Here is a 15,937-nt window from a genome sequence, read left to right as displayed (position 1 = left end):
CCACACCGCCGGCTTGGGCTGGTGCGAATCGATGCGCGCAAACCGCGCGGGCTGCGCCAGCGCGCGCTCGGCATAACCGGCGGCCACGCGGGCAAAAAACTGCTGGGGTTCGGCCTCAAAACGGTCGGGGGCGCGTGCACCGGCCAGGCGCTCGGCGGCCACCTCGGTGGGCAGGTCAAACCAGATGGTCAGGTCGGGCTGGCGCAACGCGCCCTCGCCCAGTTCGGGCCGGGCCTGCACCATGCGCTCGAGCACCTGCAGCACCTGCAGGTCAAAGCCGCGCCCGGCGCCCTGGTAGGCAAAAGTGGCATCGGTAAAGCGGTCGCAGAGCACCACATCGCCGCGCGCCAGCGCCGGCTCGATCACCTGCTGCAGGTGGTCACGCCGGCCGGCAAAGACCAGCAAGGCCTCGGTCAACGCATCCATGGGCTCCTGCAGGAACAGCGCGCGCAGCTTCTCGGCCAGCGGCGTGCCACCGGGCTCGCGCGTGCTCACCACCTGGCGGCCTGCGGCCAAAAAGGCATCGTGCAGGCCCTGGATATGCGAGGATTTGCCAGCGCCGTCAATGCCTTCAAAGCTGATGAACAGGCCGCGTGAAGCAGCTGGGGAAGATGCGGGAGAAGATGGAGTCATGCTGCGCCAGATTGTACGTGCCCGCCCGCACCCCTGATGGGTTCAGGCGGCTGGGTCAAAGTCCGCATCACCGGCCAGGCCGCGCTTGCGGGCCACGGCGTAAGCAGTCAGCACCTGGTGGGCGACCATATCGACACTGGGGCGGGTCACGCCATCGCGGTCGACCCAGACCTTGGGGGTCAGGCTGCCCGACAGGCAGATGCTGTCGCCATCGCCCAGGCCCAAAAGCGCCGCCACCGGGGCATCGTCAAAAGCGATGACATTGACAATCAGCATCTCGCCGTCGCCCGCGCCCGCATTGGCGCGCACCTTGGCCAGCGCATAGGGCTTGCCGGTTTTACTGCTGCGCTCGACCGGCTGGCCCAGTATGCGCCCGGATACCAATCCATCCATCATGTTTTGATCCCCCAATAAGCCCTGCAGTTTAGCCGCTTGGCCGGCCGCCACCGGCGAGGCGGGGCACCAAGCTCAGCGCTTGTGGTCAGCGCTTATCGGGCGGCTGGGCCTGTTTCTCGCCCAGCGCATGGCCCGCCGGTTCCGCGCCATGGCTGCTGTCCAGCACCCGAAAGTTGGGCAGCGGCGTTTTGCCCAGCACCCAGGCCATGCGCGAGCCCGCGCCCACCAAGGCGCCCATCACCCAGAAGACGCCGCCCACCCCTATGGCCGCGCCAGCGGCACCAAACATCAGCGGCATGCAGACGCTCGAGCCATTGATCAGCATCAGCCGCAGGCCCACGGCCTCGCCATGGCGTTCCTCGGGAGTGATCTGGTGGAGCATGCTCATGGCCATGGGCTGCACACTGCCCAGGCCGATGCCCAGCAAGGCCGAACAAAAGGCCATTGCCCAGGCATTGGGCATCAGCGGGTAGATGGCAAAAATCGCAGCCGTGAGCACCATCGCGGCCATCACCACGGTCATCTCGCGCATATGGCGCGAGATGGCGGGCAGCAGCACCCGGATCACAAAGGCCGCCAGCGCAAACACGCCCAGCACGGCACCGATCTCGGAGGCCGACAGCCCCCGGTCATGGCCCAGCAAGGGCACAACAAAGGTGTGCACATCCCAGCAAGAGGCGACCAGCCAGTTGACGATCAGCAAGCGCCGGAAGGACTGCTCGCGCAGCAGATCCCAGGCATGGTGGGGCTGGCCATCGCTCTTGGGCGGCTCGGCCTCCATCTCCTGCGCGCTGCGCACGCACCACCAGGCGACGACCGAGAACAGTGCCAGCACCGCAAAAGCGATGCGGTAGGACAGGTTGTTGCCGGCCTGGCCGGTCGAGTGGTCGATGATCAGGCCGGTGACCATGGGGCCCAGAAAATTGGCAATCGCCGGGCCCAGCGACAGCCAGCTGAAGATCTGGCGCAGCTCGCTGGCCTCATGGGCGACGCGGCCGGCATGGCGCTGCAGCGCGATGATCGAGATGCCGCAGCCCGCCCCCGTGAGCAGCGCCGCGACGCAGAGCACTTCAAACCGGGGAAAGGCCACGCCAATGGCAGTGCCGGCAAAGGCCAGCGCAATGGCGGCCAGCATCGGCTTCATGAAGCCGTGCTTGTCGGCGTAGCGGCCCGCCGGCAGCGCCAGGAACACCTGGGTCAGCGCAAACAGACTGAGCAAGAACCCCACCGCGCCGGGGGTGTGGCCATCGCGCAGGGCCAGCAGCGGGGCTGCCAAGCGCGTGCCTGTCATACAGGTATGGACAAAAAACTGGCCGATGATCAGCCGTATCAACTCGCGATTCACGCGTTCCCTTCAGCACCGTGGGCAACAGGCACTTGCTTGGCCTGCATTGTCGGCTAAGTCAGGGCCGCTGCGCTGTCGCCTTCGTCCGGATCGGTGGTCAAAGGCCCCAGCTCGCCAGCGGCCGGCGTCTCATGCACATGCGAGAGCCGCTTTTGGATGGCCCGCGTGCGCACATCGACCTGCTCGAATTTCTTGGCCGCCTGGTCCAGCGACCTGCGCGTGGCCTCCACCACATCGCCAAACTTGTTGAACTCGGTCTTGACCTGGCCGAGCACGGCCCAGACCTCGGAGCTGCGCTTTTCGATGGCCAGGGTCTTGAAGCCCATCTGCAGACTGCTGAGCATCGCTGCCAGGTTGGCCGGCCCCGAGACCATGACCCGGCAGTCGTTCTGCAAGGCTTCGACCAGACCCGGCCGGCGCATCACCTCGGCAAACAGGCCCTCGGTGGGCAGGTAGAGCACCGCAAAATCGGTGGTGTTGGGCGGCGAGACATACTTGCTGTAGATCTTCTTGGCCTCTAAACGGATCGAGTTCTCAAAGCCGATGCTGGCCGACTGGATCGCCGCCTTGTCCAGGCTTTCCTGCGCATCCATCAGGCGCTGGTAATGCTCGACCGGGTACTTGGAGTCGATCGGCAACCACACCGGCTTGTCATCGCTGTGGCCCGGCAGGCGGATGGCGAACTCCACCATCTCGTCGCTGCCCGGCACGGTCTTGACGTTCCTGGCGTACTGCTGGGCCGTCAGCACGTTGTCGATGATCATGCCCAGCTGCAGCTCGCCCCAGGTGCCGCGCGATTTCACATTCGTCATCACGCGCTTCAAGTCGCCCACGCTGCCCGCCAGCGTCTGCATCTCGCCCAGGCCCTTGTGCACCTGCTCGAGCCGGTCGCTGACCAGCTTGAAGGATTCACCCAGGCGCTGCTCCAAGGTGGCATGCAGCTTTTCATCGACCGTTTTGCGCATCTCTTCGAGCTTGCTGGCGTTGTCGCTCTGGATGCTGGCCAGGCGCTCGTTGAGCGTGCCGCGCAGCTGCTCGGACTGCTGCTGGTTGGCCTGCAGCAGCTGGGCCAGCTGGCGCCCCACCCCGTCCTGCATGCCCGCCAGGTGCGACTGCACATCGGTCTTGAGCGTGGCCAGGCTCTGGTGGTTGGCGCGGGTGAGCGCATCGACGCGCTGGGTGAGCGAGGTATCGAGCACCGACAGGCGCTGGTTGACGGCCGCATCGAGGTGGGCCAGGCGCTGGGCGAGCTGGGTCTCGAACCCGGCCAGCGCCTGGGCCAGCTCCTGGCGCCCCAGGCGCGACTCGGCCAGGCTTTGCGCCATGCGCGCTTCCAGCGATTCGCGGAACTCGCCCATCACATCCTGGCTGCCCTGGTTCAACTCGCGCAGCTGCAAGGTCATGTGCTGCGACAGGTGGCTGAGCGCGCCTTCGCTGCGCGCCAGTGCCTGCACGGTTTGCTGCTGGTCACGGGCCTGGCGCTCCTGCTGCTGCAGCCAGGCCTCCCCCAGATCGACCTTGGGCCGGCGCAGCAGCAGCACCAGCAGGTTGGCCAGCACCGCCAGCAGTACCAAGGCCAGCAGCACCAGGCTGAGCAGCGACCGATCCAGATCCAGATTCACAACCGTTCCCCGTGTTTGAGAAGACTGCAAAAATAATAGCTGCTTGCACCCGTCTGGTGGGCACAAGCAGCCATCTTTATTGAAATATTTTGCGTTCAGGCAGCGCTGCGGCGGCTGTGCTCCAGGCGGTTGACGGGCGTGACCGGCGCCTTCCCGCCCAGGTAGGCGATCAGGTTGTCGGCGGCCAGCTGGGCCATGGCCCGGCGCGTGCCCATGGTAGAGCTGGCGATGTGCGGCGTCAGCACCACGTTGGACAGCGCCAGCAGATCGGGATGCACCGCAGGCTCGCCTTCAAACACATCCAGGCCGGCCGCGGCAATGCGCTTGCTCGCCAGCGCCTTGGCCAGCGCCACATCGTCCACGATGCCGCCGCGTGCGATATTGATCAGCGTGGCGCTGGGCTTCATGCTGGCGATCTCGGCCGCGCCAACCGTGTGGTGGGCCTCAGGGGTGTAGGGCACAACCAGCACCAGGTGGTCGGCCGTGCTCAGCAGCTCTTGCTTGCTCACATAGCGGGCCTTGCAATCGGCCTCCAGCTCGGCAGACAGGCGCGAGCGGTTGTGGTAGACCACCTGCATGCCAAAGCCATGCGCGCCGCGCCGGGCAATGGCCTGGCCGATGCGGCCCATGCCCAGAATGCCCAGGGTGCTGCCATGCACCTCGGCGCCGGCAAACAGGTCATAGCGCCAGTCCTTCCACTGGCCGGCGCGCAGAAAATGCTCGCTCTCGGTGATGCGGCGGGCGGTGGCCATCAGCAACGCAAAGCCGAAATCGGCCGTGGTCTCGGTCAGCACATCGGGCGCATTGGTGCCCTGCACGCCGGCCGCCGTCATCGCGGCCACATCAAAGTTGTTGTAGCCCACGGCCATGTTGGCGCAGATCTGCAGCTGCGGGCAGGCGGCCAGCAAGGCCGCATCGATGCGCTGCGAGCCGGTGGTCAGCACGCCATCCATGCCCTGCAGGCGCTCGGCCAGCTCGGCGGGCGACCAGGCGATATCGTCCTGGTTGGAGCGGACATCGAAGTGCTGTTCGAGCACGGTGACCACTTCGGGCGAAATGGCGCGGGCAATCAGAATTTTCGGGCGGGACATCGGCAGTTTCCTCGGGGGTTCAGCGGAACCAGATAAAAGTCATCACGATAAACAGCGGCACCAGGACGGAGCACGACCAGGCCATGTAGCCAAAAAAGCTGGGCATGCGCACCCCACGGCTTTCGGCAATGGCCTTGACCATCATATTGGGTGCGTTGCCGATATAGGTGTTCGCGCCCATGAAAACGGCGCCGGCCGAAATCGCGGCCAGGGTGGTCGCCATCGAGGTCATCAGCACCTGGGGGTCGCCCCCGGCGGTGTTGAAAAACACCAGGTAGGTGGGCGCATTGTCCAAAAAGCTGCTGAGCAGGCCTGCGGCCCAGAAGTACATCGCCGGGTCGGGCGAGCCATCGGGCCGGGTCACCGCGCGCACCACGGCGCCAAAGGGGCCATTGGCGCCCGCCTGCAGCATCGCGATGACGGGGATGATGGTGAGAAAAATGCCGGCGAACAGCTTGGCCACCTCCTGCATCGGGCCCCAGTCAAACTGGTTGGCCGCATGGGCCGATGCGGGCGTGAGCTTGAAGGACAGCACGGCCACCGCAATCAGGCCCAGATCACGCACGATGGACGGCAGGCCCACAGCCACACCGGCAATGTCCCACTGCAGATCGGACTTCCAAAAGCCGCTCAGCAGCACCAGGGCCACAACGGCGCCCAGCAGCACAAAATTGATCTTGCCTTCAAAGCCCAGGCTGTGGGTGTCGGGCGTGGGGTCGCTGCGGGGTTTTTGCGCATCAAAGCGCAGCATATAGCGGTCGAGCAGGTAGAAGATCACCAACAGCGCACCGACCAGGAACAGGGTCTCGGCAAAGATATGGCGCACGGTCCAGAAAAAATCCACGCCCTTCAAAAAGCCCAGGAACAGCGGCGGATCACCCAGCGGCGTGAGCGAGCCACCGGCATTGGAGACGATGAAGATAAAGAACACCACCACATGCGCGCAACTGCGGCGCGCATCGTTGGCACGGATCAGCGGGCGGATCAGCAGCATGGACGCGCCGGTCGTGCCCATGAAGCTGGCCAGCACCGCACCAATGGCCAGGATCGCCGTGTTCAAACCCGGTGAGCCATGCAGATTGCCGCGAATATAGATGCCGCCCGAGACCGTGAACAAGGCCGTGAGCAGGATCACAAAAGGAATGTATTCAGCCACCAGCGCATGGGCCAGGCTGCCAGCGGCCAGCCCCGGGCCAAAGACCGCTGCGAAGGGCAGCAAAAAGGCCAGCGCCCAAAACGCGGCCACCTTGCCAAAATGGTGGTGCCAGAAGCTGGGCAGAAACAGCGGCATCAGCGCTATCGACAGCAGAATGCCGGCAAAGGGGATGCCCCAGAAAACGGAGAGCTCGGCCCCATTGATCGTGGCCGCGCCAGCCCACCCGGGCGCCAGCACCGCAGCGCCCACCGCCACCCTGCCCCAGACCCCATACTGCTGCCCCATAAACTGCTCCTTGTGTTTGTGCTTATTCATGCATGGCAGCCCAACACCGTCCGGCAGACGCACGCAGCCCGGTGATTTTAGTCAGCGGTCCTGTCCCAAGACGGGCCGCTGGCGACAGCAGCCATCCCGATTAACCCGCACGTGCGGGGGCGGGGGCCACGCCTTGGGGGGGAATGTGCTGGCTGGGGGGCAGGTTGAACACCTGGCGCAGGTAGGCCAGGTATTTTTCGTCGTCGCACATGCTCTTGCCGGGCGTGTCCGAGATCTTGGCGACGGGCTGGCCATTGCAGCGCGTCATCTTGATGACGATCTGCAGCGGCTCGTAGCCCAGGTCATTGGTCAGGTTGGTGCCGACGCCAAAGGCCAGCTGGCAGCGGCCCTGGAAGCGCTCGAACAGCGCAATCGTGCGCGGTATCGTCAACGCATCGCTGAAGATCAGGATCTTGGTCAGCGGATCGACCTTGTGCAGCTTGTAGTGCGCGATCAGGCGTTCGCCCCAGCTGAAAGGATCGCCACTGTCATGGCGCGCGCCATCAAAGAGCTTGCAGAAGTACAGGTCGAAGTCGCGCAAAAACGCATCCATGCCATAGACATCGGACAGCGCAATGCCCAGGTCGCCCCGGTATTCCTTGGCCCACATGTCAAAGCCGTAGATCTGGCTCTCGCGCAGGCGCGGGCCCAGCGCCTGGCAGGCCTGCAGGTATTCATGGGCCATGGTGCCCAGCGGGGTCAGGCCCAGCTGCTTGGCAAACAAGGTATTGCTGGTGCCGGCCAATTGGCCTCGGCGCTCGCCCGGCATCGCAGGATGGGTGGCCACGCCCAGCCCGCCTACCAGGCTGCCCAGCACCTCGCGCTGCCAGCGGTGGCTGAAGCGACGGCGCGTGCCGTAGTCGGCAATCTTGAGCGCCTCCAGCCCCGGCCCGCGCATGGCCTCGATCTTGCCTGCCAGGCGCCGGCGCCCTTCGGCCCAGTCGGGCTCGGGCTGGGTATTGCGGAAGTAGACCTCGTTGACGATGGCCAGCACCGGGATCTCGAACAGCACGGTATGCAGCCAGGGGCCGGTGATGGTGATGTCGATCTCGCCGCTGGGCAGCGGCAGCACGCTGATGTATTTTTCCTTGAGCTGGTAGAGCCGCAGAAAATCGATGAAGTCGCTTTTGATAAAGCGCAGCGATTGCAGATAGGCCAATTCGTCATCGGCAAAACGCAGGCTGCACAGGTGCTGGATTTCGGCGCGAATCTCGTCCACATACGGCGCCAATTGCACGCCGGGGTTGCGGCAGCGGAACTTGTATTCCACCTGGGCCCCCGGGAACTGGTGCAGCACCACCTGCATCATGGTGAACTTGTACAGGTCGGTGTCCAGCAGACTTTGGATAATCATGGTTGGCAGCACAGGGTTGCGCGCCAACACGTGCAGCAGCCCCTTCGGCTGCTACAGGCAGACGCCATGTCTCATATTCACAACCCAGCGCCTATTTCATAAGGTCGCAACAGCGGCAAGTGTAGGCGATTGCCCGCTGCCCTGCTGCGAGGCAGGGCAAGCCTCTGGTTCAGGTCAAACGCAAGCTGTCCAGCGCCACGCGCGTGGCATCGGGCAAGGCTACCGGGCGGCGGCTGCTGCGGTCCACATAGACATGGGCAAAATGCCCGCAAGCGGCGCTTTGCGATTCACCGGCGACAAAAATCGCCAGTTCATAACGCACGCTGCTTTTACCCAGGTGCGCCACCCGCACGCCCACATCCACATCCTGCGGATAGGACACCGGCGCAAAATAATGGCATTGGGTCTCCACCACCAGGCCAATGCTGCTGCTCGCTTCAATGTCGAGCACGCCCTTTTCGATCAGCAAGCGGTTCACAGCGGTATCGAACCAGCTGTAATACACCACATTGTTGACGTGCCCATAGGCATCGTTGTCGGCCCAGCGCGTGGTCACGCGCACAAACTGCGCATAGGCAGATCGGGGCTGGGGCTGGGGGCGCTCGGCATGCTGCTGCGAAGAAGACATCTTGGCCATCCTGGTCACATCGTTCGCAGGCATTGTAGAAGTGCGGGCCCCAGGCGCCAGCGCCACACTGCACGTCGGGGACAGGCGATGGCAGGCAATCACAGGCGCTGCCATCGTGCTGACACATGGCGCAACTACAACGTCAGAGCAAGCTGATTTCAGTCGGTTGCCAGGCGGCTAATTCGTTACCCGATCAACCAATTAAACAAATGGTAAATGATTGAAATCAAAACAAAAGACTTTTTTGCTGCACTGCACAAAAAAGGCTTGCAAAAGGCGCGCAGATGCCTAACAATAGAGTCATTGTGCAGTGCAGCAAATTCAACGCAATGCACAAACCTCCGGCGCACAGGACGTGCCCGGATTTGTACCTTCAACACTTCTAACGAGACGGAGTATGAACATGGCATTGACCCCTGACCAAATCCTGGCTGCACACAAAGCTAATCTGGAAACCCTGCTGGGCCTGACCAACAAGGCCTTCGAAGGCGTGGAAAAGCTGGTGGAACTGAACGTGGCTGCAACCCGCGCTGCGCTGTCCGATGTCTCGGCCAACACCTCGGCCGTGCTCGATGCCAAGAACGCCCAAGACCTGCTGAGCGTGCAAAGCGGCCTGCTGCAACCCATGGCCGAAAAGACCGCTGCCTACAGCCGTCATCTGTACGAAATCGCCGCTGCTACCAGCCTGGAATTCAGCAAGGCTTTCGAGAACAAGGCCGTTGAAGCCCAGTCCAAGTTCAACGAATTTGTGGACACCGCTGCCAAGAACGCACCAGCTGGCTCCGAAAGCGCTGTGGCCGTGATGAAGACTGCGGTTGCTGCTGCCAACAATGCCTACGACTCCGTGCAAAAGGCGGTCAAGCAAGCCGGTGAAGTGGCTGAAACCAACTTCAACACCATCACCAACAACGCCGTCAAGGCTGCTGGCACCGTCAGCGCCGCGACCGCTCGCAAGCGCTAATTAGCGAGCCTCTTGAGCGCGCTGCCGTTGCCCAAGACCTACAGTTTGGTCAAATTTTCGCCAGCGCGCTGGACAGACTCAAGGGTAAACCCTATAATTTACCCATGGTGTTGAAAATTTCAACGCACCCAGTTGTCTCCTTGGATCTTTTCGAAACCTGGTTTCTTGGATCCTTTTAAAGCCCGGCCTTGCCGGGCTTTTTTTTGCGCTGCATTTGGCAATAGCGCTGCATGCGCTTCTTATCACCAGAGCCACACTTAACGCGACCTGAATAAGCTCAGAGCCTGCAATGGTTTAAATAGAAACAATTCTTGTTTCAATTAAGATCGCGTCTCCAACTTTACAGAGACGTTTTGCCCTATGCATTCTTTCAAAATCCTTGCACTGGCTTGCGCCATCACGGCAGGTGCCGCCGCACAAGCCCAAGAAGTGGTCAACCTGTACTCTGCCCGCCACTATGCGACGGATGAGGCGCTCTATAACAACTTCACAAAAGCGACCGGCATCAAGATCAACCGTGTGGACTCGGACGACGCAGGCATTGTGGCCCGCCTCAAGGCAGAAGGCGCCGCCTCCCCTGCCGATGTGGTGCTGATGGTGGATGCCGCACGCCTGTACCGCGGCGAGAAGGACAACCTGTTCCTGCCGATCCGCTCGGCCAAACTGGAGGAAGTGATTCCCGCCAACCTGCGCGCCCAACCCGAAGCCGATGGCGGCATCACCTGGTTCGGTCTCTCGACCCGCGCCCGCGTGATCGCCTACAACAAGGACAAGGTCAAGCTGGAAGATGTCGACAGCTACGAGAAGCTGGCCGATCCCAAGAACAAGGGCAAGATCTGCATCCGCTCGGGCTCGCACCCCTACAATCTGAGCCTGTTTGGCGCCGTGACCGAGCACATCGGCGAGGCCAAGGCCCAGCAATGGCTGCAAGGCGTCAAGGACAATCTGGCCCGCCCACCCAAGGGTGGCGACACCGACCAGATCAAGGCCGTGGCCGCTGGTGAATGCGATATCGCCATCACCAACAGCTACTACTTTGCCCGCCTGATGCGCTCGAGCAACCCCGACGATGTCGCAATCACCAACAAGGTCAGCGTGGTGTTCCCCAACCAAAGCAGCTGGGGCACGCACCTGAACATCGCTGGTGGCGCCGTAGCCAAGTACAGCAAGAACAAGGACAATGCCGTCAAGTTCCTGGAGTACCTGGCCAGCCCCGAGGCCCAGACCTACTTTGCCAACGGCAACAACGAGTGGCCTGCGGCCAAGAACGTCGAGACCGACAACCCAGCTTTGAAGACGATGACGCAGAACAAGCCGTTCAAGAGCGAGACCATCCCGATCAGTGCCGTGGGCAGCAATATGCCCAAGGTGCAGCAGATGCTGGACCGCGCCGGCTTCCAATAAGCGCTGCGCCCTGTCACGAAAAGCCCGTTCGCGGGCTTTTTTTGTGACTGCTCGCTGCCCGGCTCTGGGCTAAGATGCTTTGGATCCAACAACCAGGAGACATAGCGATGCAAATCGCCAACAAGGTATTTATCGTCACAGGCGGCGCTTCGGGCCTGGGAGAAGGCACGGCACGCATGCTGACCCGCGAGGGCGCGACCGTCGTCGTCGCCGATATGCAGGCAGAAAAAGGCCAGGCCCTGGCCCAGGAGCTGGGCGGCGCCTTTGTGCAATGCGATGTGTCCAATGCAGAGCAAGCCCAGACCGTGGTTGCCAAGGCGGTCTCGCTGGGCAAGCTGTTTGGCCTGGTCAACTGCGCCGGCATCGCACCGGCTGAAAAGACCGTGGGCAAAAAAGGCGCCCACTCGCTCGAGCTGTTCAGCAAGACCATCACGGTCAACCTGATCGGCAGCTTCAACATGATCCGCCTCTGCGCCGAAGCGATGGGCCAGAACGAGCCCGAAGCCACCGGCGAGCGCGGCGTGCTGATCTCGACGGCCAGCGTGGCTGCGTATGACGGCCAGATTGGCCAGGCGGCCTATGCGGCCTCCAAAGGCGGTGTGGTCGGCATGACCTTGCCCATCGCCCGCGATCTGGCGCGCAGCGGCATCCGCAACATGACGATTGCGCCCGGCATTTTTGGCACCCCCATGCTGTTTGGCATGCCCCAGGAGGTGCAGGATGCCTTGGCCGCCGGCGTGCCCTTCCCCAGCCGCCTGGGCACCCCTGAGGACTACGCCAAGCTGGTCAAGCACATTGTCGAGAACGACATGCTCAACGGCGAAGTGATTCGCCTCGATGGCGCCATCCGACTGGCACCGAAGTAAAACCAGAGGCCTGCGGGCCTTGGCCAGCAAAAAGCCGATCTGCGGGGACCACCCGGCGATCGGCTTTTTCTTGGGCGCTGCACACCGGGCAGCCGCCATGAAAAAAGCCTTCTTGCCGCATGACAAGAAGGCTTTTGGAATCTGGCGGAGTGGACGGGACTCGAACCCGCGACCCCCGGCGTGACAGGCCGGTATTCTAACCAACTGAACTACCACTCCTGGCAGAAAGCGTTGCTAGCCGTGATGGCTACAAGTGCTTCGAACTTGGCGACCCTACGGGGATTCGAACCCCGGTACTCACCGTGAAAGGGTGATGTCCTAGGCCTCTAGACGATAGGGTCAATCCTAGAACTTTGCCTGCGCTGCATTGCTGGTGCAATGCCTCAGACAAGTTTAATTGGTGGAGGTAAACGGGATCGAACCGATGACCTCTTGCATGCCATGCAAGCGCTCTCCCAGCTGAGCTATACCCCCCAATTTGCTGATATCAAGCCATGACTTTGTCGGTCTCACTCGCTGCACCTGAGTACAGCTTCGCGCGCCCTTCGCGTCCTGACATGATCTCAACAAATTTTAAAACTGTGGCGGAGTGGACGGGACTCGAACCCGCGACCCCCGGCGTGACAGGCCGGTATTCTAACCAACTGAACTACCACTCCTGGCAGGAAGCTTTGCTAGCTATTATATAGCATCAAGCGCTTCAAACTTGGCGACCCTACGGGGATTCGAACCCCGGTACTCACCGTGAAAGGGTGATGTCCTAGGCCTCTAGACGATAGGGTCAAAACCTGGACTTGCCTTGCGGCTGTCGATTAAAAAAGCGCCCTCTCAATCAAAGGCGCTTCTCATCGAGCGACTGACCAAACTGGCGGAGTGGACGGGACTCGAACCCGCGACCCCCGGCGTGACAGGCCGGTATTCTAACCAACTGAACTACCACTCCTGGCAGGAAGCTTTGCTAGCTATTATATAGCATCAAGCGCTTCAAACTTGGCGACCCTACGGGGATTCGAACCCCGGTACTCACCGTGAAAGGGTGATGTCCTAGGCCTCTAGACGATAGGGTCAAAACCTGGACTTGCCTTGCGGCTGTCGATTAAAAAAGCGCCCTCTCAATCAAAGGCGCTTCTCATCGAGCGACTGACCAAACTGGCGGAGTGGACGGGACTCGAACCCGCGACCCCCGGCGTGACAGGCCGGTATTCTAACCAACTGAACTACCACTCCTGGCAGGAAGCTTTGCTAGCTATTATATAGCATCAAGCGCTTCAAACTTGGCGACCCTACGGGGATTCGAACCCCGGTACTCACCGTGAAAGGGTGATGTCCTAGGCCTCTAGACGATAGGGTCAAAACCTAAGAACCGATTTCTCGTTTCCGATAATCTTTGGTGGAGGTAAACGGGATCGAACGGATGACCTCTTGCATGCCATGCAAGCGCTCTCCCAGCTGAGCTATACCCCCGTATCGGCAAGTTTTACAATTTACTTGTTGCTGCTCACCGAAGACTCGAATTATAGGGCGTATTTCAGCGCTTTTGCAGTCTTTCGATAATTTTTTCACGACCGAGTAATGCAAGCACCGCGTCCACCGAGGGCGTATGGGCTGTGCCGACGGCCAAAACACGCACCGGCATCGCCAGCTGCGGCATCTTGATACCGTGCGCCTTGAGCACCTGCTTGAAGCCGGCGCTGATCGCCTCCTTGCTCCAATCGCCCTCTTGCAGCACCTGCAGCAACTCGTCGATCACCGGAATGATCTCGGGCGTCACATGGGCGCGGAGGTCTTCCGCGCTGGGCTGCACATTCTGGTAGAAGACGCTGGCCCATTGCGCCAAGTCCGCCAAGGTGTCGCAGCGGTCCTTGAACAGTGCGCAGATGCGCGGCAGGCGGCCGTCGCCCACAGTGATGCTGTCCAGACCCAGGTTCTTCATGAACGGGGTCAGCATGGCAGCCAGCTCATCATCGGGCGTCAGCTTCATGTGCTGGGCATTGACCCAGCGCAGCTTGGCCTCGTCAAACTGGCCCGCGCTGCGGCCCAGGTGGTCCAGGTTGAACCACTCCAGAAACTGCTGGCGCGAGAAAATCTCGTCATCGCCGTGGCTCCAGCCCAGGCGTGCCAGGTAGTTCACCATCGCATCGGCCAGGTAGCCTTCGTCGCGGTACTGGGTGACGGCCTTGGCGCCATTGCGCTTGCTCATCTTCTCGCCCTGCTCATTGAGCACGGTGGGCAGGTGGGCAAACACGGGCACATCGGCGCCCAGCGCTTCAAAGATGTGGATCTGGCGCGGCGTGTTGTTGACATGGTCGTCACCACGGATCACATGGGTAATCGCCATGTCCATGTCATCGACGCAGACGCAGAAGTTGTAGGTCGGCGTGCCATCAGGACGGGCAATGACCAGGTCATCGAGCTCGGAGTTCTGGAACTCGATGCGGCCCTTGCACTTGTCTTCCCAGGCCACAACACCGGTCAACGGCGTCTTGAAACGCAGCACGGGCTTGACGCCTTCGGGCACCGGCGGCAGCACCTTGCCCTCTTCGGGGCGCCAGGTGCCGTCGTAACGTGGCTTTTCCTTGTTGGCCATCTGCTTTTCACGCAGCGCGTCCAGCTCTTCCATGCTCATGTAGCAGGGGTAGACGGCGCCCTTTTCCTGCAGGGTGGCCAGCACTTCCTTGTAGCGGTCCATGCGCTGCATCTGGTAGAACGGGCCTTCGTTGGGGTCCAGCTGCAGCCAGGCCATCCCTTCCAGAATCACATCGACGGAGGCCTGGTTGGAGCGCTCCAGATCGGTGTCTTCGATGCGCAGGATGAAATCGCCCTGGTTGGCGCGTGCAAAGGCCCAGGGGTAGAGGGCCGAGCGGATATTGCCCAGATGGATAAAGCCGGTAGGCGACGGGGCAAAACGGGTACGTACTTTGGTGCTCATGTCAGGGTATCCAGGCCGCGCAACAGGTCGGCTTTCAAATCATCCAGGTGTTCCAGGCCGACGGAGATGCGGATCAGGCCCTGGCCCACGCCAGCGGACTGGCGCTGCTCTTCAGTCAGGCGGCCGTGCGAAGTGCTGGCCGGGTGGGTGATCGTGGTCTTCACATCCCCCAGATTGGCCGTGATCGAGCACAGCAAGGTGCTGTCGACCACATGGAAGGCATTGGCGCGCAGCTGTTCCGCGCCCTCACCCACCACATCAAAGGCCAGCACGGCGCCGCCCATGCCGTTTTGCTGGCGCATCGCCAGCGCATGCTGCGGGTGGCTTTCCAGGCCAGGGTAGTAGACCCGGGCCACCTTGGGATGCGACTCCAACCAGCGTGCCAGCTCCAGCGCGGCGGCGCTTTCGGCCTTCACACGCAGGGACAGGGTCTCCATGCCCTTCATCACCACCCAGGCGTTGAAAGGCGAGAGGTTCAGCCCCCCGCTGCGCAAGAAGGTGCCCATGACCTTGTCGACCAGCGCGACGGTGCCGCAGACGGCGCCCGCCATCACGCGGCCCTGGCCATCGAGGAACTTGGTGCCCGAATGCACGACCAGATCGGCGCCGAGCTTGGCCGGTTGCTGCAGCACCGGTGTGGCAAAGCTGTTGTCGACGGCCAGCAAGGCGCCATGCGCATGGGCCAGCTCGGCCAGCGCGGCAATGTCGCACAGGTCGGTGAGCGGATTGGTCGGCGTCTCGGCAAACAGCATGCGCGTGTTGGGCCGGATGGCGGCCTTCCAGGCCTCCACATCGGTTTGCGACACAAAGCTGGTTTCCACGCCAAAGCGGGCCATCTCGGTGCCCAGCAGCTTGATCGTCGAGCCGAACATGGACTGCGAGCAGATCACATGGTCGCCAGTCTTCAGCACGGTCAGCGCCACCAGCAAGATGGCGGACATGCCCGTCGAGGTGGCGATGGCGCACTCGGTGCCCTCCATCGCGGCCAGGCGGCGCTCAAAGCTGGTCACCGTCGGGTTGCCGGTGCGGGTGTAGGTGTAGCCCTCTTCCAGCGCGGCAAAGCGGCGCGCGGCCGTCTCGGCATTGGGCTGCACAAAGCTGCTGGCCAGGTACAGGGCTTCGCTGTGCTCGCCCCATTGGCTGCGCTCCACCGCCTCACGGACCGCCAAGGTATCGGGATGCAGGCCCGGCGGCAATTTCTTATCAGTCATTCTTCTTCCCAAGCAGTACGCAGACC

General features: G+C 62.2%; 13 protein-coding genes and 10 tRNA genes. 3 read left to right on the top strand and 20 right to left on the bottom strand.

Annotated features, from left to right (window positions below):
* From tmk to H928_RS0123165, 8 genes are all read right to left on the bottom strand, one after another.
* On the bottom strand, positions 1-633 hold a 633-nt coding region (gene tmk / locus H928_RS0123200; protein WP_021028636.1), incomplete at its 3' end, for a dTMP kinase.
* 42 nt (positions 634-675) lie between these two features.
* A complete protein-coding gene (locus tag H928_RS0123195; protein ID WP_021028635.1) occupies positions 676-1,029 on the bottom strand; it encodes a single-stranded DNA-binding protein in 354 nt (117 codons plus the stop codon).
* Between the two features lie 85 nt (positions 1,030-1,114).
* On the bottom strand, positions 1,115-2,374 hold the full coding sequence (locus H928_RS29480; protein ID WP_021028634.1) for an MFS transporter: 1,260 nt from the start codon (positions 2,372-2,374) through the stop codon (positions 1,115-1,117).
* 53 nt (positions 2,375-2,427) lie between these two features.
* Positions 2,428-3,915 (bottom strand): DNA recombination protein RmuC, encoded by a 1,488-nt coding sequence (gene rmuC / locus H928_RS29475; protein ID WP_373604937.1) that lies wholly within the window; start codon positions 3,913-3,915, stop codon positions 2,428-2,430.
* Between the two features lie 176 nt (positions 3,916-4,091).
* Positions 4,092-5,087, bottom strand: coding sequence for a D-glycerate dehydrogenase (locus H928_RS0123180; protein WP_021028632.1), 996 nt, complete (start codon positions 5,085-5,087; stop codon positions 4,092-4,094).
* A gap of 19 nt (positions 5,088-5,106) precedes the next feature.
* Complete coding sequence (locus H928_RS0123175; RefSeq protein ID WP_043341717.1) at positions 5,107-6,528, bottom strand: sodium:proton antiporter; 1,422 nt, start codon at positions 6,526-6,528, stop codon at positions 5,107-5,109.
* A gap of 130 nt (positions 6,529-6,658) precedes the next feature.
* Complete coding sequence (gene pncB, locus H928_RS0123170) at positions 6,659-7,912, bottom strand: nicotinate phosphoribosyltransferase (RefSeq protein ID WP_027011310.1); 1,254 nt, start codon at positions 7,910-7,912, stop codon at positions 6,659-6,661.
* Between the two features lie 169 nt (positions 7,913-8,081).
* Positions 8,082-8,549, bottom strand: coding sequence for a thioesterase family protein (locus H928_RS0123165; protein ID WP_021028629.1), 468 nt, complete (start codon positions 8,547-8,549; stop codon positions 8,082-8,084).
* A 394-nt stretch (positions 8,550-8,943) separates the two neighbouring features.
* On the opposite strand from H928_RS0123165, the gene H928_RS0123160 reads away from it, so the two are divergent.
* The 3 genes from H928_RS0123160 to H928_RS0123150 all read left to right on the top strand — a co-directional run bounded on the left by H928_RS0123160 (position 8,944) and on the right by H928_RS0123150 (position 11,771).
* Positions 8,944-9,501 (top strand): phasin family protein, encoded by a 558-nt coding sequence (locus H928_RS0123160; protein ID WP_027011309.1) that lies wholly within the window; start codon positions 8,944-8,946, stop codon positions 9,499-9,501.
* A gap of 360 nt (positions 9,502-9,861) precedes the next feature.
* A complete protein-coding gene (locus tag H928_RS0123155) occupies positions 9,862-10,905 on the top strand; it encodes a Fe(3+) ABC transporter substrate-binding protein (protein ID WP_021028627.1) in 1,044 nt (347 codons plus the stop codon).
* A 107-nt stretch (positions 10,906-11,012) separates the two neighbouring features.
* A complete protein-coding gene (locus H928_RS0123150; protein ID WP_021028626.1) occupies positions 11,013-11,771 on the top strand; it encodes a 3-hydroxyacyl-CoA dehydrogenase in 759 nt (252 codons plus the stop codon).
* Positions 11,772-11,913: 142 nt separating this feature from the next.
* On the opposite strand, the gene H928_RS0123145 is transcribed toward H928_RS0123150, so the two are convergent.
* The 12 genes from H928_RS0123145 to H928_RS0123090 all read right to left on the bottom strand — a co-directional run bounded on the left by H928_RS0123145 (position 11,914) and on the right by H928_RS0123090 (position 15,911).
* Positions 11,914-11,990: transfer RNA gene (locus H928_RS0123145), tRNA-Asp, on the bottom strand.
* Positions 11,991-12,036: 46 nt separating this feature from the next.
* Positions 12,037-12,112, bottom strand: a tRNA-Glu gene (locus H928_RS0123140).
* 57 nt (positions 12,113-12,169) lie between these two features.
* Positions 12,170-12,245 (bottom strand) — tRNA-Ala (locus tag H928_RS0123135).
* Positions 12,246-12,353: 108 nt separating this feature from the next.
* Positions 12,354-12,430, bottom strand: a tRNA-Asp gene (locus tag H928_RS0123130).
* Between the two features lie 48 nt (positions 12,431-12,478).
* Positions 12,479-12,554 (bottom strand) — tRNA-Glu (locus tag H928_RS0123125).
* An 83-nt stretch (positions 12,555-12,637) separates the two neighbouring features.
* Positions 12,638-12,714: transfer RNA gene (locus tag H928_RS0123120), tRNA-Asp, on the bottom strand.
* Between the two features lie 48 nt (positions 12,715-12,762).
* Positions 12,763-12,838: transfer RNA gene (locus H928_RS0123115), tRNA-Glu, on the bottom strand.
* A gap of 83 nt (positions 12,839-12,921) precedes the next feature.
* Positions 12,922-12,998, bottom strand: a tRNA-Asp gene (locus H928_RS0123110).
* 48 nt (positions 12,999-13,046) lie between these two features.
* Positions 13,047-13,122 (bottom strand) — tRNA-Glu (locus H928_RS0123105).
* Positions 13,123-13,159: 37 nt separating this feature from the next.
* Positions 13,160-13,235: transfer RNA gene (locus H928_RS0123100), tRNA-Ala, on the bottom strand.
* A gap of 64 nt (positions 13,236-13,299) precedes the next feature.
* A complete protein-coding gene (gltX, locus tag H928_RS0123095) occupies positions 13,300-14,700 on the bottom strand; it encodes a glutamate--tRNA ligase (RefSeq protein WP_021028625.1) in 1,401 nt (466 codons plus the stop codon).
* Complete coding sequence (locus H928_RS0123090; protein WP_027011308.1) at positions 14,697-15,911, bottom strand: O-succinylhomoserine sulfhydrylase; 1,215 nt, start codon at positions 15,909-15,911, stop codon at positions 14,697-14,699. Before H928_RS0123090 ends, gltX begins: the two co-directional genes overlap by 4 nt.
* Positions 15,912-15,937 lie beyond the last annotated feature (26 nt).

The organism is Comamonas sp. B-9, from assembly GCF_000410635.1.
Lineage (GTDB): Bacteria > Pseudomonadota > Gammaproteobacteria > Burkholderiales > Burkholderiaceae_C > Comamonas.
This window is presented reverse-complemented; position numbering and strand designations above follow the sequence as displayed.